This window comes from Pseudoalteromonas sp. AS84 (assembly GCF_038900255.1).
In the GTDB taxonomy this organism is placed as follows: domain Bacteria; phylum Pseudomonadota; class Gammaproteobacteria; order Enterobacterales; family Alteromonadaceae; genus Pseudoalteromonas.
In genome coordinates, this window is the sequence record NZ_JBBMQY010000002.1 from 223,221 (window position 1) to 245,977 (window position 22,757).

Sequence of the window (22,757 nt, forward strand, 5' to 3'; positions counted from 1 at the left end):
TGATATAAATAAATTGTCAAGCGGAGCGGGGAGTGTACAGAATAACTTAACTAATTAGTTTCGTTAGAATGGGTGTTTTAGTGATTCTGTAAATTGATTTATAAGCTCAATTTCACAGAGCTTATAGCTAATTGCAGCTGTTGTCGCATTAGGAAGTTTTATTAAATAGCGCCATTGGCAGGCGCTCTCCAGGTACTTTTCGCTATTAGTAATGCTACGCATAAATAACGGAAGTACTTGAGTATTACCTGTGCTTTCTTGTGATTTAGTTAGCTCATATTTGCGCTTTTGTATCCAACTACCTTGTACTTGCTTTGCTTTATCAATTTGGGTGTCTAAGCATTGAATATACCGCTTAGCTTCATCGGTTGTTGCTTTAGCGGCTAAAGTACATGCCTCATCTGCCAAGCTGTACTGGCTTGTAGCTAATAGCACAATGGCAGTGAGTTTTAATAAACAGTTACTTTTTGTCATTGTAGTTAAACTCTAAAATAAATTGAGCGCCGGCTAATTTATCAGCATCGGTAATGGTTAGCGTACCGTGATACGACTTAACTAAATCTGATACAATCGCCATGCCTACGCCGTGTCCGCTTTCGTAAGTATCGAGGCGAGTACCACGTGTAAGTAAAGATTCGCGCTTATCTTCTGGCACGCCAGGACCATCGTCGCTAATTCCAATACACAGAGTTTTACTTTGGATTACTTGTATTTCTACTTGTGAGCGACACGCTTTACACGCGTTATCAATCAAGTTACCGAGTAATTCCATTAAATCTGTTTGATCGCCTAAAAAATAATCTTTTTCGGTTACAGTGCAGCTAAAAATAATATCTTTATCACGATATACTTTTGCCATAGCACTGAGTATTGAATCGAGTACTGGCTTAACAGGGGTTTGTTTTTTCCATGTGTCTGATGCGCCTGTTGCAGCACGTTTTAATTGGTGCTCGATCATCACATTAATGCGGTCGAGTTGTTCTTGTGCATCGGCATCGTTTGCCAATGGACTTGATTTTAATACAGCAAGCGGCGTTTTGAGTGCATGAGCAAGATCGCTCAATGAGGCTCTATAGCGTTCCTTTTGGCGTTGTTGCGACTCAAGTAGCAAGTTTAGATCTGCTTTTATTGTTTGCAGTTCTACTGGGTAGAGGCCTTTAATTTCTTGAATATCGCCTGATTCAATCGCTTTTATTTCTTTATCGAGTCGTTGGAGTGGGCGAGCGCTCCAAATGAAACCAATCGCCATCAGGCCTGCGATTGCAATCCCCATGATAAACATCCAATCTACAAGGGTTTGCTTAAAGCCATCCATTAAACGAAGTAGAGCGTCGTTACGTTTAACTAATATAAAGCGAGCTTGTTCTGATTGATCTATGTTGTTTAAAATTACAGTCAGGCTAAGTTGCCAATAAGCGGTATTATTATATTCAACACGCCTAAAGTCGGCAGCACCTGCTTTGGTCTCTATTTGCTGAGGTACATAGTTTAAATTTACAGCCGACTCTGAGTTCCAAACCGGGTCATCATCGCGGTAGATCATTGCGTAGGTATCAGAATTTAATCTGTTTAACTCAGGCGCTAAAATAGTGCTGGGCATAATAATACCATGCTCAGTAAAATCGACTTCAGATATTAGCGAGTAGAGTTGTGCTTCGAGGGTTTTTTCTGTCGCATCAACAAGTGAAGCGTAATACGCCTTACCAATTGAATAAAATAAGATAGGAAGTGCGACTAACAAAACAAAGACAAGGATAAATCCTTGCCTTATTTTTAACGATATTTGCGGTATTACCACTGGCTTTTAAGCCTGTAACCACGTCCACGTAGTGTTTCTACTGGGTTTAGTACGCCTTCAGGGTCAAGCTTTTTACGCAAACGTAGTACAAATACTTCGATTACGTTTGAATCAAGGTCGAAATCTTGGTCGTAAATGTGCTCAGTCAGTTCTGATTTAGAAATTACTTTTTGCGGATTTACCATTAAGTATTCAAGTACTTTATATTCGTAAGCTGTCAGGCTAAGTTCTTTGTCATCAACCCATACTTGTTGTGAACGTGTATGGATTTTAATTGGACCTGCAGTCATTTCTGGATTTGCTTTACCAGCACTGCGACGAATTAATGCATTACAACGGGCAATAAGCTCTTCAACATGAAATGGCTTAGTAAGGTAGTCATCGGCACCTGCATCTAAACCTTCTACTTTATCTTGCCAGCGATCGCGCGCGGTTAAGATTAAAATAGGGATTGTAATGCCTTGTGCTCGTGCTTTATTAATTAGCTCAATACCGTCTATTTTAGGTAAACCTAAATCAACTACGGCCATATCAAGCGGGTATTCTGTAATGTGGAAAAGACCTGCTTCACCATCGTGGCATAAATCCACGCTGTAACGTTCTTTTTCTAAGGCATTACGTAGGTTATCTGCTAAATGTAAATCGTCTTCTATAACTAAAATTCGCATTTTTAATCCTTTTTCACTTCGCCGGTTTTTTTATTAATATGTAAATCAACGACGTGGCCGTCAGATTTGAGTATTCGTACGGTATAAAAATCTGTTTTTTCAGTGATCTTTAATGTCTTACCGCCAATTGTTTTCTTTGCGAGTATTACGGCTTTCTTTTTGTCCACCTCAGCATGAGATGCTTGGGTGGCGGTTGCTGCTTGACTAAAGTTAGCTAAGCTAACACAAGCAATAAAACCGAGGCTTAATAATACGCGCATAATGGAAAACTCCTAGACCAGACTCACTTAGTTTAATTAACTAAGTTACTAAAATTCAAGTAAAAACGGTAAATTCGTTTTTATCCTGATAATTTTAATTAAAATCCTGTGAACAAACCCTGAATTACAGTGCAACGCACGCTCTAGGGTTTAATACTTTTTAAGCAGGAAATACCTTTTTAAAAGGTTTAACAATTGTATTTTCATAGATGCCAGCGGCAACATAAGGATCTGCTGCTGCCCACTCTCGAGCTGCTTCAATTGATTCAAATTCAGCAACCACTAATGAACCGGTAAAACCTGCTTCTTGAGGATCTTCACTATCAACTGCTGGTAATGGACCGGCGGTAAGTAGACGGTTTTGTGAGTCAAGTTCACTAAGGCGTGCTAAATGTGCTGGGCGTGCTGCTTTTCTAAGCTCTAAGCTGTTTTCAACGTCTGTTGAGTGAATCATGTACAACATAAGGAATCTCATAAAAATTGTTAAATTTGATTAACGCAATACTACCACAGCGTTGAAAATTGGTGAATTAAAAGCGTATTTACACAGGTTTACACTTCGATTTTATTTTTAAGCTGTAATTGCTTGAAAATCTCTGTGTAACACTGGTAGAGTCGCTGAAATATACAAAATAATAAAAAGGTTTTATGCATGAGCGAAAATAGAGAACGATTTAGTTCCCGCCTTGGATTCATAATGGCAGCGGCCGGTTCAGCTGTTGGTATTGGTAATTTAGTTGGTTTTCCGGTTTCTGCTACTAAAAATGGTGGTGGCGCATTCTTATTAATTTACGCTTTATTTGTCATATTCATTTGTTTACCAGTCATGATGGCTGAAATGGCAATGGGTCGTAACGCTCAAAAAGATCCACTTGGTTCGTACAAACTATTATCTAATAACGATAAAAAATGGAAGTTAGCTGGGTTTTTTGCGGTGCTTACACCATTTATGATTGCTGTATTTTATATGGTGATTACGGTTTGGATCTTTGGTTATTTAACGCAAACAGGCCTCGGTAATTTAGATTTACTTGCAGATCCTGGCCACTTTGGTGTTTTTATTAATAGTTACACTGTGTTTGGTTATATGGCTGTTGTGGTTATTATTGTTAACTTAATTTTGTTAGGTGGTGTTAAACAAGGCATAGAAAAAGCCGCCAAATTTCTAATGCCCGCTTTATTAGTTATGCTACTAGCTCTAGTTACTTATGTATTAACGCTTGATAACGCAATGGCAGGTGTTAAATACTACATTATTCCTGATTTTTCTAAGATGAGTGCAAGTGTACTTAATGGCGCATTAAGCCAAGCGTTTTTCTCGCTATCGCTGGGTATGGGTATATTAATGACTTACGCGTCGTACATTTCTAAAAAGGATGACATTGTAAGCAGTGCTAAAATGGTCGCTATTACTGACTCACTCGTTGCGTTTGTAGCGGGGCTAATGGTGTTGCCAGCGATATTTAGCTTTGACCCAAATACAGACCCATCAGCACTTTCTGATTCGTCCGTATCAATGATTTTTGTATACCTACCTAAAATATTATTAGCACTGCAAAATGATATTGGTTATGTAGGTGCGTCTATTGTTGCGTTCTCATTCTTTTTATTAGTATTTTTTGCAGCGATTACTTCACTTGTTTCAATAGTGGAAGTCCCGACTGCAACACTAAGTGATCGTAAAGGTATTAGCCGTAAAAAAGCACTGGGCATCCTTACACTTTCAACCGGTGTACTTACTATTTTATGTACAATGTCGTTTGGTATGATTGACAGCCTTACATCTTTCACCAGTTATGGCGGCGTTAGTAAGAGCTTTTTTGATATTATTGTTGATGTATTTTACGACACAATTTTACCACTTAACGGCTTAATGGTGTGTTTGTTTGTAATGTACCGCTGGAAAAAAGCACGCTTAACACAAGAGCTAAGCTTAGGTTCGCCTAATTATGCGGGAAGCTTGATGGAAAAGTACGTTAACTTTTCACTTTCAACGTTTATTCCTGTCATTCTAGCTGTAATATTTATAAATACAGTGGCGACTAAGTTTTTTGATTTAAAAATATTTGGTTTTTAATAGGCCTCTTTAAAAGCTTATTGAATAATATAATGCCGCTCAGTTAAGCTTAGCGGCATTTTTTATAGGCGTTTTTTACAGGTATCTGGTCTAACTATTATACCAACCTGCATAAATCTTTGATCAATTTAACGAATTAAATTGCACTATAACGTCTTTAAAAATTTTTTATTTAGAACAACTAGATACAAAAATTTTTGCCTAGTTCTAGCGTAATTTTCTTAACGTTAAATAGACCCCATATATAAGCAGATTGGTATTAAAGGGATTTAAAATGAATAAAATTATTATTGGGTTTGCTTTTGCTATTTCATCATTTGGCGCATTTGCACAAAGCACTGATGATTGGCCAGAAGGCGGTGCAATGCACACGGGCAATACTTATAATTTAGAGGGCAATAGATACAAAACTAAAATCAGTAAAATGATGGATGAAATCTACCCGCAACTAACTGACGACTACCAAGTAGATGCAGTTAAAGCCCAAATAAAAGCATGGGAGCAATATATAGATGCTACATGTAATGTTGTTGGCATAGCAACGGGTGCTGGTGGCTCTTGGCCCTCAACGTATAGTGTTAAATGCAAAAGAAGCCTAAGTTATGATAGATACTTTGCGACTAAAAATGCGCTAAAGTGTGTTAATAGATTGAGCAAAGAAGAGTTTGTAGGGCATAGCGAAAAGTTAAATTGTTTAATTCAAACATTAAATATAAAAATATTTTAAGGTCTACATAGCGCTACAGCTAAATTATACAGTTAGCTGTAGCATTTTAGGCTTTATAGCAACTCAACACTTACTGTTGCGCCTTTTTCGATATTGCCGCTTTGTGCTGGCACTACAATTAAGCAGTTAGCTTTACTAAGCGACGAAAGTACACCCGAGCCCTGTTTATTAAACGGGGCAACCACTAAGTCACCTTGCTCGTTAATTGTTGCTGTACCGCGTTGGAAGTCAGCTCTGCCAGGGCGCTTTTTAATAACGGATGTAGTAACCGCGTTAAATCGCATTTTAGAATTTACTTCACCAAGACCCGACAGCTTTTGCAGTGCAGGCTCTACTAACTGATTAAACGTAACAGCAGCCGACACAGGGTTACCTGGCAAGCCAAAAAAGTAACTGTTACTTAGTTTACCAAAGGCAAAAGGTTTGCCTGGTTTCATGGCTATTTTCCAAAAGTGAATTTCGCCAATTTCGTTGAGCACTTCTTTAGTAAAGTCGGCTTCTCCAACCGATACGCCGCCTGAGCTTATTACGGCATCGGCGAGTTCATTCGCTTTTAAAAATGCATTGGTGATGAGTTCTTTGTCATCAGGGATTATTCCTAAATCGATCACGTCGATATTTTTTTGTTGCAGCGCACTAATAATAACAGCGCGGTTACTTTCAAAAATAGCGCCTTGCTTAAGAGGCTGACCAGGTTCAATTAGCTCATCGCCTGTAGAAAGCACGGCTATTTTTAAGGTTCTTACCACGTCTATATTGGCTATTCCTAAAGATGCAAGTAACCCCACATCAACGGCTTTTAATTTATCGCCTGCTTTTAAAATAACATCGTCTATTGCAATATCTTCGCCAGCAAAACGCACGTTTTCATTTAGCTCTGGTTGCGCGGTAAACGTAATTTTATCGCCATCTACCGAGGCGTTTTCTTGCATTACAACGCCGTTAGCGCCTGGTGCAATGGCAGCGCCGGTCATTATTCTTACGCATTGCCCTGGGGTAAGCGTTTTTTCAAAAACTTGCCCCGCAAACACGCTACCTACTTGTGTATAGGTTAAGCTTTTATCTGAAATACATAGCGCATAGCCATCCATTGCGGAGTTATCATGAGCTGGTACGTTTATAGTTGATTTAACATCGCTTGCTAAAACGCGATCAACGCTTTGCATTATAGTGATGGTTTCAACGTCTTTAACTGGCGTTATTGAGCCAAGTATATTTTGTATTGCAGTTTCAATTGGCAATAAACCGGGTGCATTGCAAACATCGTTCATATATATTGCTTACTTAAATCATTTTATTTTGAAACAATACTTATAATGTCAAAGCTTTACAATACATGGTTGGGTTATTTTTTGCTTATCGCATGCATGCTTTCGTGCGGCGTAAACGCAAAAGAAACGCTGCAAGTAGCCGTAGCGAGTAATTTTAAAACTGTATTGCAAACCCTACTAAAAAAATCCCCATTACCTAATGTTGACGTGAAAATATCAGCCGCTTCTAGCGGTGTTTTATATTCGCAAATAGTGCATGGCGCACCATTTGATGTGTTTTTATCGGCTGACGATTTTCGACCGCAATCGCTTATTAAAGAAGGCTATGCCGAGCAAAGCAGTTTAATCACTTACGCGTTAGGCGAACTTGCTTTGTGGCAACCCAAAGCTGAAAAAGTAAATGATAGAGTAGCCATTGCTAATCCGCGTTTTTCACCATACGGGCGTGCCTCAGAGCACTACGCGAATAACCATTTTAAAAAGCCAGTAAATTATGTGTACGGTAATAACATTACGCATGCGTTTCAGTTTGTTGAAAGCGGTAATGTAGGAGTAGGGCTGGTGGCTGTTTCATCACTAAAGGCGGCTTACAGTAACACGCAAGATCAAAAATATTTAGATTACACCGTGCTGCCTACAAATCAATATCCCGATATAATTCAACAAGGCGTTATTATTAGCTCGACTAAAAAGCGTGCTAGCGCTAAGCAACTCATGCAATTTTTAATGGCAGAGGCTACGCAGCAGCAGTTAATTGAATTAGGTTACAGAATAAAGGACAACAATGCTTCAAAGTGATTTAACCGCGCTGTGGTTAACTATAAAACTTGCCTTTATAACCGCAGTGCTCCTTCTTGTTTTTTGTATTCCACTGGCTTACAAGCTCGCTGGCTATAACGGTAAATTTAAACCATTTTTAGAGGCATTAATTGCAATGCCTTTAGTGCTGCCGCCTACGTTATTAGGATTTTACTTACTTGTTTTATTTTCGCCTGATCACGCTTTTGGGCAGTTTTGGTTTTGGCTAACGGGTACACAGCTTGCGTTTAGTTTTCAGGGTGTGGTTATTGGCTCGCTTTTTTATTCACTGCCTTTTGTTATGCAGCCACTTGTGGCTGGGTTTAAGCATATTAATCAAACCTATAACGAAGCAGCCATTGCGCTTGGGTTAAGCCCGTTTAAACGCTTTGTGCATTTAATTATTCCGCTTTTAAAACCCAGTATTGGTAGCGCATTTGCTTTAGGCTTTGCGCATACATTGGGTGAGTTTGGTTTGGTATTAATGATTGGCGGTAATATTCAGGGGCAAACACAGGTGGTGTCTATTGCGCTTTATGACCATGTTGAATCGTTAAATTATACGGCGGCGCATCAGCTTTCACTTATTTTACTGGCTATTTCGTTTGCCTGTTTAGTGCTGTTATTTAAGTTTAATAAAAGCATTGTAGGGGTTAAGCAATAACATGATTAAGTTAAGCCTTTTTAAAGCACTCAATAATTTTGATTTAGATATAAACCTTGAGCTTGAGTCGTTTAATGTATTGGGTGTTTACGGGCCTTCTGGCTCGGGTAAGTCAACATTACTACGTTGTATTAGCGGTTTAGAGCCTGCAAAAAGTGTTTATGTAAACAATCAGCCAGTGCATGAGTTGCCAAGCGATAAACGCGGTATTACGCTTCAGTTGCAATCGTGCCCGTTGTTTCCTCATTTAGATGTGGCAGGTAATTTAGCGTTTACACAAAAACACTGCGGGAATAAGCAAACAAGCTTAACGCTAGAATACGTTGTTAAAGTGCTTGAATTACAAGACTTACTAAACCGTGATGTACAAAGCTTATCGGGTGGCGAACGCCAACGTGTAGTATTTGCACGCACTTTGCTTGCTGGTCAAAAATTTATAATGCTTGATGAGCCTTTTAGCGCGCTTGATTGGTCATTGCGTTTTAAAACACTCACTAAACTTAGCGAGATTGCAGTTAAGTTTAATATTAAATTTATAATAGTAAGTCACTCATTAAAAGAGCTGCTATTTTGCTGCGATACCCTTATTCAGCTTGATAAAGGTAAGGTGATAAACCAAGGTGCAAGTGCACACGTTGCAAAAGCTATTTATGCAAACGATAGGCAAACACCGCTGAGCTTAATTAATTACGATGTTGTTAAATTTGATGAAGACTACGGGCTTTATCAACTGCAATTACAGCAAAGTGAGCAGCCGCTTTTTGTGCTTCCTGCACTTGTAGATAGCAGTAACAAGCTAATTATAGAAAGTGAGCAAATGTCGCTTAGTGCGTTAAAGCCTGAGCAAACAACGCACAGTAATGTTTTAAAGACGGTATTAACTCAGGCTGAGCTTATTAACAACAAGTGGCAGTTAACGCTTAATGTAGATGGGCAAACTTTGTATTGCTTGGCTTCAAGACGAGTATGGGACAAAAACAACTTTAAAGTGGGCGATGTGCTTTATACAACAATCAGTAATCTAGAATAACTAAATGCTGCACACCGCACATTGACTGTTTTTAGCTATTTTAAAACGATTGAACTCCATGCTTAAACCATCCACCAGCAATAAGTGTTTGTCTAAGCCACTTGGCAAACCAGCAAGCATTTTTAGTGCTTCAGTAGCCTGAATACTGCCTATTAGCCCCACAATAGGAGAGAGCACACCGGATTCAGAGCAGCTTTGTGTTTGTTCACTAAAAAATTGCGATAAACAACCATAGCAGTGGCTGTTTCCATCCATAGTAAAACACGCGACTTGTCCTTCCATTCGTATTGCAGAGCCTGACACTAGCGGAACTTTAGCTTTAAAACAGGCGCTATTAAGTGCATTACGCGTTGCTAGGTTATCTGAGCAATCAATTACTATATCAATGTTATTAAATAGCTGCTCTGTAGAGGTATTTGCATCAAAAAATGCCTCAATAGTATTTATGTTTATTTCACTATTAAGCGCGTTAAGCTGTTTTTTAGCAGCACTGCATTTTGAGCTACCAATGTCGCTTTCTTTATACAGTATTTGCCTTTGCAGGTTGGTCACGTCTATTTCATCGTTATCAACTAAGGTAAGCGTGCCAACGCCAGATGCCGCTAAGTATTGACCTACCGCACAACCAAGCCCACCCACACCAATAATTAAAGCATGCGATTGCCATAGTCGCTCTTGTCCGTCTATATCAAGCTGCGGGAGCATAATGTGCCGTGAATAGCGCAGTTGCTGCTGGTAAGTTAGCGGTGTTTTTTGCATTTTCAAACTTCTCATACTTTTTTTGAACAATACCAAGTTGTTAAATCCAAGAGCAAGTAGTAACGCTTTTTATTTGCACTCTAACAACCCAGAGCCCTTCACTCATATAGTGCAACTATAACGTATAAAAACAACTGTTGCATGTAACCACATGAAATTTATAGTTTTTAATTAGTGGCTCAGTAATTGCTATATCGGGTTAACTTAAATTTAACAAAAATTGGGCTGCTACTCATATAAAAGGGTGGGGCATTAATAAAACAATAATACGTTTACGAGGAAAATAAACATGCAACCGAGTTCTGGGTTTAACCTAATATCGTTTAGCGGAAAAATGAAAGTATTACATCTGAGTTGGATGGTCTTTTTTGTGTCATTTTTTGTATGGTTTAACCATGCTCCTTTATTAGGTGCCATAGCGGGTTCACTTGGTATTACCATGGCACAGGTTAAAACATTACTAATTTTAAATGTAGCGTTAACTATTCCAGCGCGTGTTGTGGTGGGTATGCTAACCGATAAATTTGGTCCCCGTATTGTTTACGCGGCACTACTTATTAGCTGTAGTATTCCATGTTTTATGTTTGCTATGGCAACTACATTTGAGCAAGCAGCAATAGCGCGTTTTGCTTTAGGCTTTATTGGTGCTGGCTTTGTTGTAGGCATTAGAATGGTGAGTGAATGGTTTCCTGCTAACGAGTTGGGTATAGCGGAAGGTATTTATGGCGGCTGGGGTAATTTTGGTTCAGCAGCTGCGGCTATGTTATTGCCAATTATTGCACTAATGTTTGGCGGCGAAGATGGCTGGCGTTATGCAGTAGGTTTAACCGGTGTATTAAGCGTTATATTTGGTGTTATTTGGTACTTAAATGTAACCGATACGCCAAAAGGCGGTACATACTTTAAGCCTAAAAAAGTAGGCGCAATGGAAGTAACTAGTAAAGGCGACTTTGTATTACTGCTTATTATGAAAATCCCTATGTATGGCGCATTAGCATTACTTACTTGGAAGCTTTCGCCAACCGGTGCTAACTTAATTTCGGCTAATTTTGTGCTTGCTGTGTATGCTTTTTTAGTCCTACTTTATATTTACGAAGTATATAAAACCTTTGACGTAAATGGTCATATTTTTAAAGAGCCTGTACCTGAGTCGCATCGTTATGAGTTTAAACAAGTGGCTGTTTTAAATATTTTATATTTTACAACTTTTGGTTCTGAGCTTGCGGTTGTTTCTATGTTGCCGCTGTTTTTTATGGATGTGTTTGCGCTTGATATGGTGTATGCCGGTATTTTAGCCTCTGCTTATGCATTTATGAACTTAGCATCTCGCCCAGGTGGTGGTTGGATTTCAGATAAATTAGGTCGTCGTATAACACTTATCGTACTTACGATGGGTCTTGCTGTTGGTTATTTTGTAATGGGCTTGGTTGATGCATCGTGGCCTTTATGGCTTGCTGTAGTAGCCGCTATGGCATGTTCGTTCTTTGTGCAAGCTGGTGAAGGCGCAGTATTTGCGGCAGTACCACTAATTAAGCGTCGTTTAACTGGGCAAATTGCTGGTATGACAGGGGCTTATGGTAATGTAGGTGCGGTAGTTTACTTAACGGCATTGTCACTTGTTGATTATCAAACTTTCTTTTTCATTATTGCCGGTAGTGCATTACTTGGCCTAGCTGCACTATTTTTTATGAAAGAACCAGATGGCCATATTACCGAAGTAAATGAAGACGGCACCGTCGAACTTATTTCAGTGACTTAAGGCATTATTGACTATGTTTGATGAAACACTCCACGCTAAAGCACTCAAAAATGAACTCAACGTTTCATTTGGCGGGCACAGTGCAAAAGGGTTAAAAGCAGAAAACCAAGATGCGTTTGCAGCTCTTAATACCAAAGCGCAAGAAAAAGAGTCTAAAGGCGTTATTGCCTGCTTAGCCGATGGGTGTTCATCAGCAAAAAATGCTAAACAAGCGTCTCAACTTTCGGTTACTCATTTTATAAATGAGTATTTAAATACCCCCGAAAGTTGGGCGGTTAAAAAGTCAGTGTCGAAGGTGTTAGCAAGTTTAAATCAGTGGCTGTATTCGCAATCGTTTAATTACAATCACTTAGGTCAGCGCCAAGCCGATTGGATGACGACTTTTACAGCGCTTATTTTAAAGTCGGCAACGGGTTATATCTTTCACTTAGGTGATACGCGTATTACCCGCCTACGCGGGACTAAAATAGAGGCGATAACACGGGATCACAAAGTAAACGACACGCTAACACGTGCGCTTGGCGCACAACTTCATCAAGAAATAGATGTTTACGAAGTTGACCTAAAAGCAAACGATATTTATATATTAACCTGCGATGGCGTACACGATGTGCTCCCAAGTAGTGATATAGCTAAATTAATTAATGAGCACACTAATTTAGAAAATGCAGCTAAAGCAATTACCGAACTTGCATTAGCGCGAGGCAGTGACGACAACGTAAGTTGCTTACTGGTAAAAGTAGAAAACATTGCTGAGCAAAAACTAGATGAGCTTTATCATTCGCTAACTCGTCGCAAAATTCCACCTGCGCTTAATGTTGGGCAAAAAATTGATGACTACACGGTTATTCGTAAATTGCATGCCAGTAGTCGCTCGCATATTTATTTAGTGCAACAAGCGCCCGATATACCGCCAGTGGTTTTAAAAGCACCTTCGGTTAATTTTGAAGACGATGTGCACTACCTTCAAGGCTTTATAAGAGAAGGCTGGGTTGGACAACGTATAAATCATCTAAACGTGATGAAAGTACTGAGTACGCAATCGCAAAGTCGTTTTTTATATCATATTTGTGAGTACATGGACGGGCAAACACTGAGTGATTGGAAGCACGACGTGCCGCACCCAGAAATAACCCAAGTACGCAGTATTATTGAACAAATAGTACATGCACTAAGGGCGTTTCAGCGACTCGATATGGTACATCGTGATTTAAAACTCGATAACGTAATGATAGATGCGCACGCAAAAGTAACGCTCATTGATTACGGCACAGTAAGTGTTGCGGCTATGGACGAGTCGGTTAAACAAATTGCGGATGATTGCCCGCAAGGCACAGCCGACTATACCGCGCCCGAAACACTGATTACTATGCACGCCGATTTTAAAAGTGATTTGTTTTCACTTGGCGTTATTGCATACGAGTTATTGTGCTCAAAATTGCCTTACAAACCACTGCCACTTAACCACGTAGCGCCAAAAGATTATAGCCATTGGCACTACACAAGTATTCGTAAATACAGAGCCGATATTCCGTTTTGGTTAGATCAAGCCCTTATGAAGGCGCTTGCCCCTAAACCTGAGTTCAGATACCAAGCTTTTTCTGAGTTTATAAACGATATCAATAAACCTAACCCTTATTTAGAAAGTACCGCTAATAAAAGCTCAATACTAAAACGCGATCCAGTGATGGTCTGGAAATGTATTTCGCTGTGTTTATTTATTGCTTTGGTATGTGTATTAATAATTAAAACTTAGAGAACCAAAAATGCTTAACTATAAGAACAACTTACCTATTATTTTTATACTGGGTTGCTTCACTGCGCCTTCAATAAGCCAAGCTTCGCAAACTGATCTTGATTTTAGACTGCGTTTTGAAAGCGTTGATCAAGACAATACTTTAAAAGATGCAAGTGGCTTGACACTTAGAACCCGCTTAACGCATCAAACAGATGAGGTGAATGGTTTTTCAGCCCTTATTGAAGTAGAAGACATTCGCAGCCTATTGGGCGTAGATGATTACAACAATACGGTGGGGAAAAATACTAATTACTCTGTTATTGCAGACCCAGAAAACACTGAGATTGACCAAGGCTTTGTTAAATATGTACGCGATGGTTTATCGCTAAAAGTAGGGCGCCAAGTAATAGCACTTGATGGGCAGCGTTTTGTTGGGCACGTAGGTTGGCGCCAAGACAGGCAAACCTTTGATGCAGCAACCGTTAATTACGCATTTAATAACATAGATTTACAATACAGTTATTTAAATAAGCGTAACCGCATATTTGCTGACGATAAAGACATTGAGTCGTCCGATCATCTAATTAATGCAAGCTTTAAAACAGACTACGGTAAAGTGGTTTTATACAGTTATTTATTAAGTGACGATGCTATACAAGACCACAGTTTAGACACTTATGGCGTTTCTTTTAACGGTAATAAAACTCTAAACGACATAAAATTTTATTACAAAGCGGAATACGCAACGCAGTCTGCCTTAACAAGTGTGAACGATTTTGATGCAGACTATTATGCACTTGAAGGCGCTGTGGATTTAAATGGGTTGGGTATAAAAACAGTAACATTAAAAGTCGGCATAGAGTCACTTGGCTCTGATAATGGCGATTACGGGTTTGCAACACCACTTGCCACGTTACATAAATTTAATGGTTGGGCCGATACGTTTTTAAATACACCCACTCAAGGCTTGGACGACACTTACGTAAGTTTAAATGGTAAAGCGTTTGACGGAAAATGGCTGGTGGCTTATCACCGTTTTGATGCCAATGAGCAATCAAATGGGGTTGACGATTTAGGCAGTGAGCTAAACGTACAATACGTTAAACCTATTAACAAACAATACGCAGTGGGTGTTAAATACGCCGATTACTCAGCGGGGGATACTGCTGCTAATAAAGTCGATACTCAAAAATTATGGGTATGGATAAGTGCTAAATTTTAACCCTCACTATCTTCTAATATCCTCTTGTAATTTATAGCGACACAAGATGGTGCAATTGCACCATCTTGTGGGGATTTACGCTTTCCACCTCTGCACCAAAGTAGGCAACTTACTGATATTAAATGCTTATATATTTGGCTTGCATATTGCTATAACAATCCTATAACAAATTATTCGATTTCAATTTTAGTCAATTACTAAAGTAGATATCACTTTGAGGTGGGTAAATGCTAAGCAAGCAGCGTGTTGTAGTGGTAGGAAACGGAATGGTGGGGCATCATTTTGTGCAGCAGCTAGTTTCTCAAAATCAAGCTGATGAACAATTTGAAATTACGGTACTGAGCGGTGAAGACCGTTTAGCGTATGACCGAGTGCAACTATCTTCCTTTTTTAAAGGTAAAACTGCAGACGACCTCGCACTTACATGCAATAAAACCTATGACGATTGGCAAGTACGCTTTCATACTCATTCTAAAGTGGTTGATATAAATCGTGATGCGCAAACAGTAACAACCGCTAAAGGGGAGTTGTTTGAATACGACAAACTGGTGCTTGCTACAGGTTCATTTCCATTTGTACCTCCTATACCGGGTAAAGATCGTGAGCATTGCCTTGTTTATCGCACCATTAACGATTTACACGCAATAAAAAACTCAGCCCACGGTAGTAAAGTAGGTGTGGTAATTGGTGGCGGTTTACTGGGGCTTGAGGCTGCAAACGCATTAAAGCAACTGGGTTTACAGACTCACGTAATAGAATTTGCACCGCAACTTATGGGCGTACAAGTTGATGCGGGGGGCGGTCGGCTACTAAAAAACAAAATTACAGATTTAGGCGTTACTGTGCATACATCGGTAGCAACCGAGGTAATAGTAGAAGGTGAAAGTTGCCGTTACAAAATGTGTTTTAAAGGCGGTAAAACCCTTGAAACCGACATGATTGTATTTTCTGCGGGAATTCGCCCTTATGATAATTTAGCCCGCGAGTTTAATTTAGATATAGGTGAGCGCGGCGGTATTGTAATTAATAACCACTGCCAAACGAGTGATAAAAACATATACGCTATCGGCGAATGTGCACTATGGAATAATTTTATTTTTGGCTTAGTGGCACCCGGTTACGCCATGGCTAAAATTGCAGTTGGGCATATTTTACAACAGACCCAGCAAGGTACTTTGCAAAGTACTGGTTTAGACAATAAAGCCGATGAATTTAGCGGTGCCGATATGAGTACCAAGCTTAAATTAATGGGTGTTGAAGTAGGCTCTATTGGCGATGCACATGCACGTAGCGAAGGTGCAATAAGCTATTATTTTGAGGATCAACCCAATGGTATTTATAAAAAAGTAGTCACTAATTCACAAAGTAATAAGCTGATTGGCGCAGTACTTGTTGGCGATACCAGCGATTACGATAATTTACTGCAATATCACTTAAACGACATTGAACTTACCACCGCCCCCGAAGCGCTCATTATGCCCCTTGCTGGCGACATAGCAGAGCTAAGCGCCGATGACTTGCCTGATGACGCTATTATTTGCGCTTGTCATAAAGTAACTAAACACACCATTGAACAAACAGTCGCTAAAGGCTTTATAGACCTAGCAAGTGTGCAGCAAAGCACCAAAGCTAGTACAGGCTGTGGAGGTTGTGAAAAGCTCGTTCAAAACGTAATAAGCAGCGCACTCGCTAAAGCAAGTAACACTATTAACGTAGTTACTCTTAATGAGCCTGTTAAACAGCCCGCATAAATTAAAGCACACTAAAAGAGAGCAGTAGCATGACAACCGCAAACACGTCACCAACTATAAATAAAACGAGTTTAAAACAAACAACATGTGCTTACTGTGGTGTAGGGTGTGGTGTTGATATTTCACTTTTTAATAATGTGCCAACCAAGCTTGAAGGCATGCGAGAGCACCCCGCAAACTTTGGTCGTTTATGTGTAAAAGGCACGCATTTGCTCGACACAACAGGCAGTGATAATCGCTTAACGTCGCCTCTTATTAATAACCAATCCGTTACGTGGGATGAAGCAACCGACCATGTTGCCAATAAATTTAACGACATAATACAAAAGCATGGACCCGATGCGGTGGCATTTTATGTGTCAGGGCAGTTACTTACTGAAGATTACTACATCGCGAATAAATTAATGAAAGGCTACATAGGCTCAGGCAATATTGATACAAATTCGCGCCTGTGCATGTCATCTGCTGTGGCAGGTTATAAACGTGCTTTTGGTGAAGACGTAGTGCCGTGTACCTACGAGGATTTAGAGCAAACTGAGCTACTTATTTTAATTGGCTCTAATGCCGCATGGACTCACCCGGTTTTATATCAACGAATGGAGCGTGCAAAGCAACTTAACCCAAATATGAAAGTAGTGGTTATTGATCCGCGTAAAACTGACACCGCTGAGCTTGCCGACACATTTTTAAATATAAAACCAGGCAGTGATGCCGCACTTTATAACGGCTTGCTTAATTATTTAAATGAGCATAACCACCTCAACACGCAATTTATTGCTCAGCACACAAACGGCTTTGAAAGTGCACTGCAGGAGGCAACAAAGTGGAGCTGTGAGGCAGTTAGCGACTTTTGCGATATAGCAATTGAGCAAGTCACTGAGTTTTACGCGCTATTTGCTAACAGCCCAAGTGCGATTAGCTTTTACTCAATGGGTATAAATCAATCAAGCTCGGGTGTAGATAAATGCAACGCCATTATTAATGCACATTTAGCCTCAGGTAAATTACTTAAACCAGGCAGTGGTCCGTTTTCGATTACAGGGCAGCCCAATGCGATGGGCGGGCGCGAAGTAGGTGGTTTGGCTAATCAGTTAGCGGCGCATTTAGATATTGAAAACGCAGCGCATCAATCACTTGTACAACGTTTTTGGCTCTCGCCTACTATCGCTAAAAAAGCAGGCAGCAATGCCATTAATATGTTTGATGAAATAGCCGCAGGCAAAATAAAAGCAGTGTGGATAATGGCAACAAACCCAATGGTGAGCTTGCCCAATAACGCTGCAATTAAAAAAGCATTAGAGACCTGCGAGCTGGTGGTTGTATCTGACTGTATTGCAAAAAGTGATACGTTAAAATTTGCCGATGTTGCTTTTCCATCAACCGGATGGGGCGAAAAAAACGGCACAGTAACTAACTCAGAGCGCAGAATATCAAGGCAACGCCCGTTAGTAGCGCCTTATTCGGGAGCTAAAAACGATTGGCAAATTATGTGCGATGTTGCTAAAAAAATGGGCTTTGAAGGGTTTGATTTTACAGACCCAAGTGGCATTTTTGAAGAATGGGCGCAATTAACCGACTTTGAAAATAACGGCAGCCGATTATTAAACCTCTCTGGTTTAGTTGGGCTCACACAAAATCAGTATGATAATTTAAAACCCATTATGTGGCCTGTTGTTAAAAATGAGCCTTATAAAAATGGTCAGGTTTTTACAGATAACCAATTTAGCACCGCTGATAAAAAAGCGCGTTTTATACCCATAACGCCGCAATTACCGGTGCAAAAAACATCAAGTGATTACCCGTTTGTAATGAACTCGGGTCGTATACGAGACCAATGGCATACCATGAGCCGCACGGGTAAAAGCACTGCGCTTTCATCACATATTACACGCCCGTACATTGAAATTAATCCGCTTGATGCCAGTAAATTAGCAATTAAACAAAACGATTTAATAAGTGCAATTGCCCAAACTGGGCAGGTTACCGCGCATGCAAAAGTAACCGATGCCGTGCGAAAAGGTGAATGCTTTATGCCTATTCACTGGAATAAGCAATTTGCATCATCAGCAACAGTAAGTGGGCTGTATCAATCGGTAGTTGACCCACTATCTGGTCAGGCTGAGTGCAAACACGGAGCTGTTAATATAGTTAAAGCACCCTTTGGGCAATATATGCAGCTGTTTGCTAAAAACGAACTTGTTATAAACAGTGATTTTTGGCTCAAAGTTAATGCAAGCAATTGCTTTAATTACCAATTAGCGCTTAATGAACCACAAAGTGATTTACTGTATTACTGCCAAACTTTAACAGGTTTACAAGGGCAGTGGTCGGCTATGAGTAGTGCAAAAGCTATGCATGTGCAGTGTATTCAAAACGATCAATTAGCGTTTGTTGGTGTTATCTCTAATGAACAAAAAGAAATATCACTTGAGTGGATAAACCATTTGTTTGCAGAGCCATTACTGACGTTTACACAGTTACAGTCTTTGCTTTATGCAACTCCAGATGAAGAATTTACCCAAGGTATGCAAGTGTGTAGCTGCTTTAAAGTAAGAGAGCAACCAATTATAAACGCCATTAAAAACGGTGCAAACACAGTCGAGCAATTGGGGTCTGAACTTAAATGTGGAACGAACTGCGGTTCGTGTAAAACGCAATTAAGCCAATTAATAAAACAACATTACAAAGCAGGTTCTAGCAGCATTGATGTTGCGGTTGTAATGTAAAGATAAAAGGAAGCATATGCTTAATGATCAATTTGGTCGGCAGTTTAACTATTTGCGTCTCTCAATAACCGATGTATGTAATTTTAGTTGTAGTTATTGTTTACCAAACGGGTATCAGTGCGATACGCCGCGTAATTTTTTAAATAAAAATGAAATTAGCACGCTTGTAAATGCGTTTGCAGAACTAGGTACTAAAAAAGTGCGTATTACAGGTGGCGAACCATGCTTACGAAACGACGTAACCGATATTATAAAGCTTTGTAAAAACACGCCCGGCATAGAAAAGGTAGCCATTACTACCAACGGCTTTAATTTATTAAAGAAAATTGATGAATTTGCAGAAGCAGGGCTTGATGCGCTCAACGTCAGTATTGATAGTTTAAATCCGAGTATGTTTAAACTCATAACAGGGCACGACAAACTTAACCTTATTTTAAAAGGAATTGAACGCGCGGTAGAGCTGGGAATAAAAGATATAAAAATAAATGCGGTGCTCGCCAAGCAGTTTAATAAAAACCAATTGAAGGATTTTTTAGCGTGGGTAAAACACCACAAAGTTACGGTGCGCTTTATAGAACTAATGGAAACAGGTGACGGCGCAACCTTTTTTGAAGAAAACCACTTAAGTGGACAAACAGTTAAAGCCCAATTACTCGACCAAGGTTGGTTACAAGTTGTGAGGGGGAAACTAAACGGACCCGCCGAGGAATTTTGTCATCCTGATTACGATGGTCGTATTGGTTTAATAATGCCTTACAGCAAAGATTTTTGTAAAAGCTGTAATCGCTTAAGGGTATCGGCGCTGGGTAAATTACACCTATGTTTATTTGCCGAGCAAGGAATCGATTTACGCGAGCTACTAAATGAGGACGATACTGCAGCGACAGTAAAGGCTATTCGAGCTGCTATGGGCAATAAAGAAATAAGTCATGAGCTAGATAAGCGCTTAACAGGTGCGACAACTCACTTAGCCATGTTAGGTGGCTAATATGGGAGCTGATGTGAATACTCATATAGAAGCGGATATAAAAGTTAAGCGAGATTTTACAGGTGTTGTGCTTGCTGGTGGTAAGTCATCAAGAATGGGGACAGACAAAGCCGATTTAGTTTTAAAAAATAAAACGCTATTGCAAAATGCGTGTGATTTATTAAAAGACGCAGGCGCTAAAAACATATTGGTAAGCCGCAACGTTACAAATCCAGTCAAGTCATTGAACAATTATTCACCGAGCGATTATCCCTCAGAAAAGTACGTTAAAGATATATACCCAAATAGTGGACCCCTTGGCGGAATTTATTCCACATTAATAGTCACCGAGCACGATTTACTTATTACTGCGGTAGATATGCCTCTACTTACGAGTAGTTTGTTAAGCACAATAGTGCTGGCTTCTCAGACAAATAACGTACAAAGTGTGAGCAATCAATTAAATCAGTCACAAATACATGCTTGGCACTTTGAAAATGAACCGCTACCGCTGTATATTCGTAATACAAGCAGTGTAAAAAATCATTTAAAACACATACTCACAAACGCAAGCAGTCATAAATCAATAAAACAGTTTACCCAAAGCATTGGTGTGCAAACGCTTTTATGTAATAAAGCGCATGCATTAATAAACACCAATACACCGGCGCAATTTAAAGCTGTAAATGAGCATTTTGACCAAAGCATTAACCAATTGAGAAAAACATTATGAGCCACACAAGCGAGTCACAAATACCTTTAAACATTGCCGTACTTACAGTAAGCGACACGCGCGATGCGATTACCGATACTTCTGGTCATTATTTAATTAAAGCGCTAATTGAGGCGGGTCATCACTTAGCGGATAAAGAAATTGTAAAAGATGATGTTTACCAAATGCGCGCTATTGCATCGCAGTGGATAGCCGATGACACCATTCACGCTATTTTAGTGACTGGTGGTACAGGATTTACTGAACGTGATTCAACACCTGAGGCATTTGCGCCGCTGTTTGATAAAAGCGTAGACGGCTTTGGTGAGCTATTTAGACATATATCGTACGGTGAAATTGGTAACTCAACTATTCAATCGCGTGCACTTGCAGGACTTGCTAATAACACGGTTATTTTTTGTATGCCAGGCTCTACAGGCGCATGTAAAACTGCCTGGACAGGCATTATAAAAGATCAACTTAACTCAATGCATAAACCATGTAACTTTGCACCGCACATTACTATTGGTAAAAAGTGTGAATCGCGTGAGCAATAGTATGTTAAGCCACGTTGACGAAAACGGCCAAGCGAATATGGTTGATGTATCGCTCAAGGACGTAACCCTTCGCGACGCCTCAGCTGAAGCATTTATTAGCATGAGTAAGCTTGCCTTTGAGCAAGTAATGCTTAATCAAAACAAAAAGGGCGATGTGTTAGGCGTGGCACGTATTGCGGGTATTCAAGGCGCTAAAAAGTGCGCCGATTTAATCCCGCTTTGTCATCCACTTGCACTTACTAAAGTAGCAGTTGATTTTGAACTTGATGAAGCAAACAGCCAAATTAAAATAACCAGCTACTGCAAGCTTGCCGGTAAAACTGGCGTAGAAATGGAAGCGTTAACAGCGGTATCTGTTGCTAGCCTTACTTTGTTTGATATGTGTAAAGCAGCCGATCCACTAATGGAAATTAGCGGCATGCGCGTTACTCAAAAAGCAGGGGGCAAAAATGGCAGTTGGCAGCGAGATTAATCCAAACGATGCTATATCTAATGCCCAAAATGTAGAGATATTGTTTTTTGGGCAACTAAAAGAGCGCTTGAAGTGCAGTAAATTAAGCCTTGAGATTACGCGGCCGCTTACTATTTCAGAACTTAAATTAAGATTAGTGAGCCAATATCCGCATTGGCAACCGTGGCTGGAAGAGCGTGAGCTACTTGCAGCGCTTAACCAAACTATGTCATCAAGCGACGAAATAGTGAAAGCAGGGGATGAGCTTGCCTTTTTTCCGCCGGTTACAGGTGGCTAATGAGCATACATATTCAAGTACAAACCGATGATTTTAATGTAGGTGACGAGCACAATACGCTTTGTAGTAATAATAAAAGCGATGGCGCTGTTGTCACCTTTACAGGTTTGGTAAGAGAGTTCAGCAGTGGTGACAACGTTATTGCACTTGAGCTTGAACACTACCCTGGTATGACCGAGCAACTGCTTCAATCTATTGCTGAGCAAGCACAAACGCGCTGGCAACTAGCGCGAATATGTATTATTCACCGCGTTGGTTACTTAGCCCTTGGCGAGCAAATTGTGTTTGTTGGCGTCACTTCCCGCCATCGCCAAGCCGCGTTCGAAGGCGCACAATTTATAATGGATTATTTAAAAAACCACGCCACGTTTTGGAAAAAAGAGCACTTTAAAGACTCATCAAACTGGGTTGAGTTTAAACAAAGTGACAAACAAGCGCTGGGCAAGTGGGAAGAGTGATACAGATTTAATTATTTATGTTCAATAAAGGCTTTACAGCTCGATAAAAAATAACTTATGTAACTC

General features: G+C 39.9%; 23 protein-coding genes. 16 read left to right on the forward strand and 7 right to left on the reverse strand.

Features of this window, described 5'->3' with window-relative positions; translation table 11 throughout:
* Nucleotides 1-63: 63 nt before the first annotated feature.
* The 5 genes from WNY79_RS03425 to WNY79_RS03445 form a co-directional block, all read right to left on the reverse strand.
* Nucleotides 64-474: a hypothetical protein gene (locus WNY79_RS03425; RefSeq protein ID WP_294114382.1), complete on the reverse strand. Its 411-nt coding sequence runs from the start codon at nucleotides 472-474 to the stop codon at nucleotides 64-66.
* Entirely contained in the window at nucleotides 461-1,798 is a 1,338-nt protein-coding gene (locus tag WNY79_RS03430) for an ATP-binding protein (RefSeq protein WP_076925914.1), read from the reverse strand. The genes WNY79_RS03425 and WNY79_RS03430 overlap by 14 nt, the downstream gene beginning before the upstream one ends.
* Entirely contained in the window at nucleotides 1,792-2,466 is a 675-nt protein-coding gene (locus WNY79_RS03435) for a response regulator transcription factor (RefSeq protein ID WP_007375447.1), read from the reverse strand. Before WNY79_RS03435 ends, WNY79_RS03430 begins: the two co-directional genes overlap by 7 nt.
* A gap of 2 nt (nucleotides 2,467-2,468) precedes the next feature.
* The gene (locus tag WNY79_RS03440; RefSeq protein ID WP_024594903.1) at nucleotides 2,469-2,726 is read right to left on the reverse strand and encodes a PepSY domain-containing protein; all 258 of its coding nucleotides are present in this window, start codon (nucleotides 2,724-2,726) and stop codon (nucleotides 2,469-2,471) included.
* A 160-nt stretch (nucleotides 2,727-2,886) separates the two neighbouring features.
* Complete coding sequence (locus tag WNY79_RS03445) at nucleotides 2,887-3,189, reverse strand: YciI family protein (protein WP_024599115.1); 303 nt, start codon at nucleotides 3,187-3,189, stop codon at nucleotides 2,887-2,889.
* Nucleotides 3,190-3,378: 189 nt separating this feature from the next.
* Between WNY79_RS03445 and WNY79_RS03450 the strand changes: the two genes are divergently transcribed.
* Together WNY79_RS03450 and WNY79_RS03455 are read left to right on the forward strand one after the other, a co-directional pair.
* On the forward strand, nucleotides 3,379-4,803 hold the full coding sequence (locus tag WNY79_RS03450; protein ID WP_024599116.1) for a sodium-dependent transporter: 1,425 nt from the start codon (nucleotides 3,379-3,381) through the stop codon (nucleotides 4,801-4,803).
* Between the two features lie 274 nt (nucleotides 4,804-5,077).
* Entirely contained in the window at nucleotides 5,078-5,530 is a 453-nt protein-coding gene (locus WNY79_RS03455; protein WP_342875131.1) for a hypothetical protein, read from the forward strand.
* A gap of 53 nt (nucleotides 5,531-5,583) precedes the next feature.
* On the opposite strand, the gene glp is transcribed toward WNY79_RS03455, so the two are convergent.
* The gene (gene glp / locus WNY79_RS03460; RefSeq protein WP_342875132.1) at nucleotides 5,584-6,801 is read right to left on the reverse strand and encodes a gephyrin-like molybdotransferase Glp; all 1,218 of its coding nucleotides are present in this window, start codon (nucleotides 6,799-6,801) and stop codon (nucleotides 5,584-5,586) included.
* Between the two features lie 45 nt (nucleotides 6,802-6,846).
* Here glp and modA point away from each other — a divergent pair, with 45 nt between their 5' ends.
* From modA to WNY79_RS03475, 3 genes are read left to right on the forward strand one after another with little or no spacing between them, the layout of a single operon-like run.
* Nucleotides 6,847-7,599: a molybdate ABC transporter substrate-binding protein gene (modA, locus tag WNY79_RS03465; protein ID WP_294119200.1), complete on the forward strand. Its 753-nt coding sequence runs from the start codon at nucleotides 6,847-6,849 to the stop codon at nucleotides 7,597-7,599.
* Complete coding sequence (modB, locus tag WNY79_RS03470) at nucleotides 7,586-8,263, forward strand: molybdate ABC transporter permease subunit (RefSeq protein ID WP_002959821.1); 678 nt, start codon at nucleotides 7,586-7,588, stop codon at nucleotides 8,261-8,263. Before modA ends, modB begins: the two co-directional genes overlap by 14 nt.
* A gap of 1 nt (nucleotide 8,264) precedes the next feature.
* Nucleotides 8,265-9,293 carry an ATP-binding cassette domain-containing protein gene (locus WNY79_RS03475; protein WP_294119208.1) on the forward strand — a complete coding sequence of 343 codons (1,029 nt, stop codon included), beginning with the start codon at nucleotides 8,265-8,267 and terminating at the stop codon, nucleotides 9,291-9,293.
* Here WNY79_RS03475 and moeB read toward each other — a convergent pair whose 3' ends face one another.
* Nucleotides 9,294-10,052, reverse strand: coding sequence for a molybdopterin-synthase adenylyltransferase MoeB (moeB, locus tag WNY79_RS03480; protein WP_342875133.1), 759 nt, complete (start codon nucleotides 10,050-10,052; stop codon nucleotides 9,294-9,296).
* 289 nt (nucleotides 10,053-10,341) lie between these two features.
* Between moeB and WNY79_RS03485 the strand changes: the two genes are divergently transcribed.
* The 11 genes from WNY79_RS03485 to moaE all read left to right on the forward strand — a co-directional run bounded on the left by WNY79_RS03485 (nucleotide 10,342) and on the right by moaE (nucleotide 22,691).
* Entirely contained in the window at nucleotides 10,342-11,811 is a 1,470-nt protein-coding gene (locus WNY79_RS03485; RefSeq protein WP_010552543.1) for a NarK family nitrate/nitrite MFS transporter, read from the forward strand.
* A gap of 13 nt (nucleotides 11,812-11,824) precedes the next feature.
* Nucleotides 11,825-13,567, forward strand: coding sequence for a bifunctional protein-serine/threonine kinase/phosphatase (locus tag WNY79_RS03490; protein WP_342875134.1), 1,743 nt, complete (start codon nucleotides 11,825-11,827; stop codon nucleotides 13,565-13,567).
* 10 nt (nucleotides 13,568-13,577) lie between these two features.
* Nucleotides 13,578-14,771, forward strand: coding sequence for an alginate export family protein (locus tag WNY79_RS03495; RefSeq protein WP_342875135.1), 1,194 nt, complete (start codon nucleotides 13,578-13,580; stop codon nucleotides 14,769-14,771).
* Nucleotides 14,772-14,998: 227 nt separating this feature from the next.
* Nucleotides 14,999-16,522, forward strand: coding sequence for an FAD-dependent oxidoreductase (locus WNY79_RS03500; protein ID WP_342875136.1), 1,524 nt, complete (start codon nucleotides 14,999-15,001; stop codon nucleotides 16,520-16,522).
* A gap of 29 nt (nucleotides 16,523-16,551) precedes the next feature.
* Nucleotides 16,552-19,248, forward strand: a complete 2,697-nt coding sequence (locus WNY79_RS03505; RefSeq protein WP_342875137.1) for a nitrate reductase — start codon at nucleotides 16,552-16,554, stop codon at nucleotides 19,246-19,248.
* 16 nt (nucleotides 19,249-19,264) lie between these two features.
* On the forward strand, nucleotides 19,265-20,236 hold the full coding sequence (gene moaA / locus WNY79_RS03510; RefSeq protein WP_149602496.1) for a GTP 3',8-cyclase MoaA: 972 nt from the start codon (nucleotides 19,265-19,267) through the stop codon (nucleotides 20,234-20,236).
* Nucleotide 20,237: 1 nt separating this feature from the next.
* Complete coding sequence (locus tag WNY79_RS03515) at nucleotides 20,238-20,948, forward strand: molybdenum cofactor guanylyltransferase (RefSeq protein ID WP_342875138.1); 711 nt, start codon at nucleotides 20,238-20,240, stop codon at nucleotides 20,946-20,948.
* Nucleotides 20,945-21,484: a molybdenum cofactor biosynthesis protein B gene (gene moaB, locus WNY79_RS03520; protein WP_342875139.1), complete on the forward strand. Its 540-nt coding sequence runs from the start codon at nucleotides 20,945-20,947 to the stop codon at nucleotides 21,482-21,484. The genes WNY79_RS03515 and moaB overlap by 4 nt, the downstream gene beginning before the upstream one ends.
* Nucleotide 21,485: 1 nt before the next feature.
* Nucleotides 21,486-21,956, forward strand: a complete 471-nt coding sequence (gene moaC, locus WNY79_RS03525; RefSeq protein WP_007585237.1) for a cyclic pyranopterin monophosphate synthase MoaC — start codon at nucleotides 21,486-21,488, stop codon at nucleotides 21,954-21,956.
* Nucleotides 21,934-22,233: a MoaD/ThiS family protein gene (locus WNY79_RS03530; RefSeq protein WP_342875140.1), complete on the forward strand. Its 300-nt coding sequence runs from the start codon at nucleotides 21,934-21,936 to the stop codon at nucleotides 22,231-22,233. Before moaC ends, WNY79_RS03530 begins: the two co-directional genes overlap by 23 nt.
* Nucleotides 22,233-22,691 (forward strand): molybdopterin synthase catalytic subunit MoaE, encoded by a 459-nt coding sequence (moaE, locus tag WNY79_RS03535; protein ID WP_170070751.1) that lies wholly within the window; start codon nucleotides 22,233-22,235, stop codon nucleotides 22,689-22,691. The genes WNY79_RS03530 and moaE overlap by 1 nt, the downstream gene beginning before the upstream one ends.
* The last annotated feature ends 66 nt before the right edge of the window (nucleotides 22,692-22,757 follow it).

Bases quoted from the DNA above. Each gene is read 5' to 3' on its own strand.
- WNY79_RS03425 (WP_294114382.1), bottom strand. From the start codon at position 474: ATGACAAAAAGTAACTGTTTATTAAAACTCACTGCCATTGTGCTATTA.
- WNY79_RS03435 (WP_007375447.1), bottom strand. From the start codon at position 2,466: ATGCGAATTTTAGTTATAGAAGACGATTTACATTTAGCAGATAACCTA.
- WNY79_RS03440 (WP_024594903.1), bottom strand. From the start codon at position 2,726: ATGCGCGTATTATTAAGCCTCGGTTTTATTGCTTGTGTTAGCTTAGCT.
- WNY79_RS03445 (WP_024599115.1), bottom strand. From the start codon at position 3,189: ATGTTGTACATGATTCACTCAACAGACGTTGAAAACAGCTTAGAGCTT.
- WNY79_RS03450 (WP_024599116.1), top strand. From the start codon at position 3,379: ATGAGCGAAAATAGAGAACGATTTAGTTCCCGCCTTGGATTCATAATG.
- WNY79_RS03455 (WP_342875131.1), top strand. From the start codon at position 5,078: ATGAATAAAATTATTATTGGGTTTGCTTTTGCTATTTCATCATTTGGC.
- glp (WP_342875132.1), bottom strand. From the start codon at position 6,801: ATGAACGATGTTTGCAATGCACCCGGTTTATTGCCAATTGAAACTGCA.
- modA (WP_294119200.1), top strand. From the start codon at position 6,847: ATGTCAAAGCTTTACAATACATGGTTGGGTTATTTTTTGCTTATCGCA.
- modB (WP_002959821.1), top strand. From the start codon at position 7,586: ATGCTTCAAAGTGATTTAACCGCGCTGTGGTTAACTATAAAACTTGCC.
- WNY79_RS03475 (WP_294119208.1), top strand. From the start codon at position 8,265: ATGATTAAGTTAAGCCTTTTTAAAGCACTCAATAATTTTGATTTAGAT.
- moeB (WP_342875133.1), bottom strand. From the start codon at position 10,052: ATGCAAAAAACACCGCTAACTTACCAGCAGCAACTGCGCTATTCACGG.
- WNY79_RS03485 (WP_010552543.1), top strand. From the start codon at position 10,342: ATGCAACCGAGTTCTGGGTTTAACCTAATATCGTTTAGCGGAAAAATG.
- WNY79_RS03490 (WP_342875134.1), top strand. From the start codon at position 11,825: ATGTTTGATGAAACACTCCACGCTAAAGCACTCAAAAATGAACTCAAC.
- WNY79_RS03495 (WP_342875135.1), top strand. From the start codon at position 13,578: ATGCTTAACTATAAGAACAACTTACCTATTATTTTTATACTGGGTTGC.
- WNY79_RS03500 (WP_342875136.1), top strand. From the start codon at position 14,999: ATGCTAAGCAAGCAGCGTGTTGTAGTGGTAGGAAACGGAATGGTGGGG.
- WNY79_RS03505 (WP_342875137.1), top strand. From the start codon at position 16,552: ATGACAACCGCAAACACGTCACCAACTATAAATAAAACGAGTTTAAAA.
- moaA (WP_149602496.1), top strand. From the start codon at position 19,265: ATGCTTAATGATCAATTTGGTCGGCAGTTTAACTATTTGCGTCTCTCA.
- WNY79_RS03515 (WP_342875138.1), top strand. From the start codon at position 20,238: ATGGGAGCTGATGTGAATACTCATATAGAAGCGGATATAAAAGTTAAG.
- moaB (WP_342875139.1), top strand. From the start codon at position 20,945: ATGAGCCACACAAGCGAGTCACAAATACCTTTAAACATTGCCGTACTT.
- moaC (WP_007585237.1), top strand. From the start codon at position 21,486: ATGTTAAGCCACGTTGACGAAAACGGCCAAGCGAATATGGTTGATGTA.
- WNY79_RS03530 (WP_342875140.1), top strand. From the start codon at position 21,934: ATGGCAGTTGGCAGCGAGATTAATCCAAACGATGCTATATCTAATGCC.
- moaE (WP_170070751.1), top strand. From the start codon at position 22,233: ATGAGCATACATATTCAAGTACAAACCGATGATTTTAATGTAGGTGAC.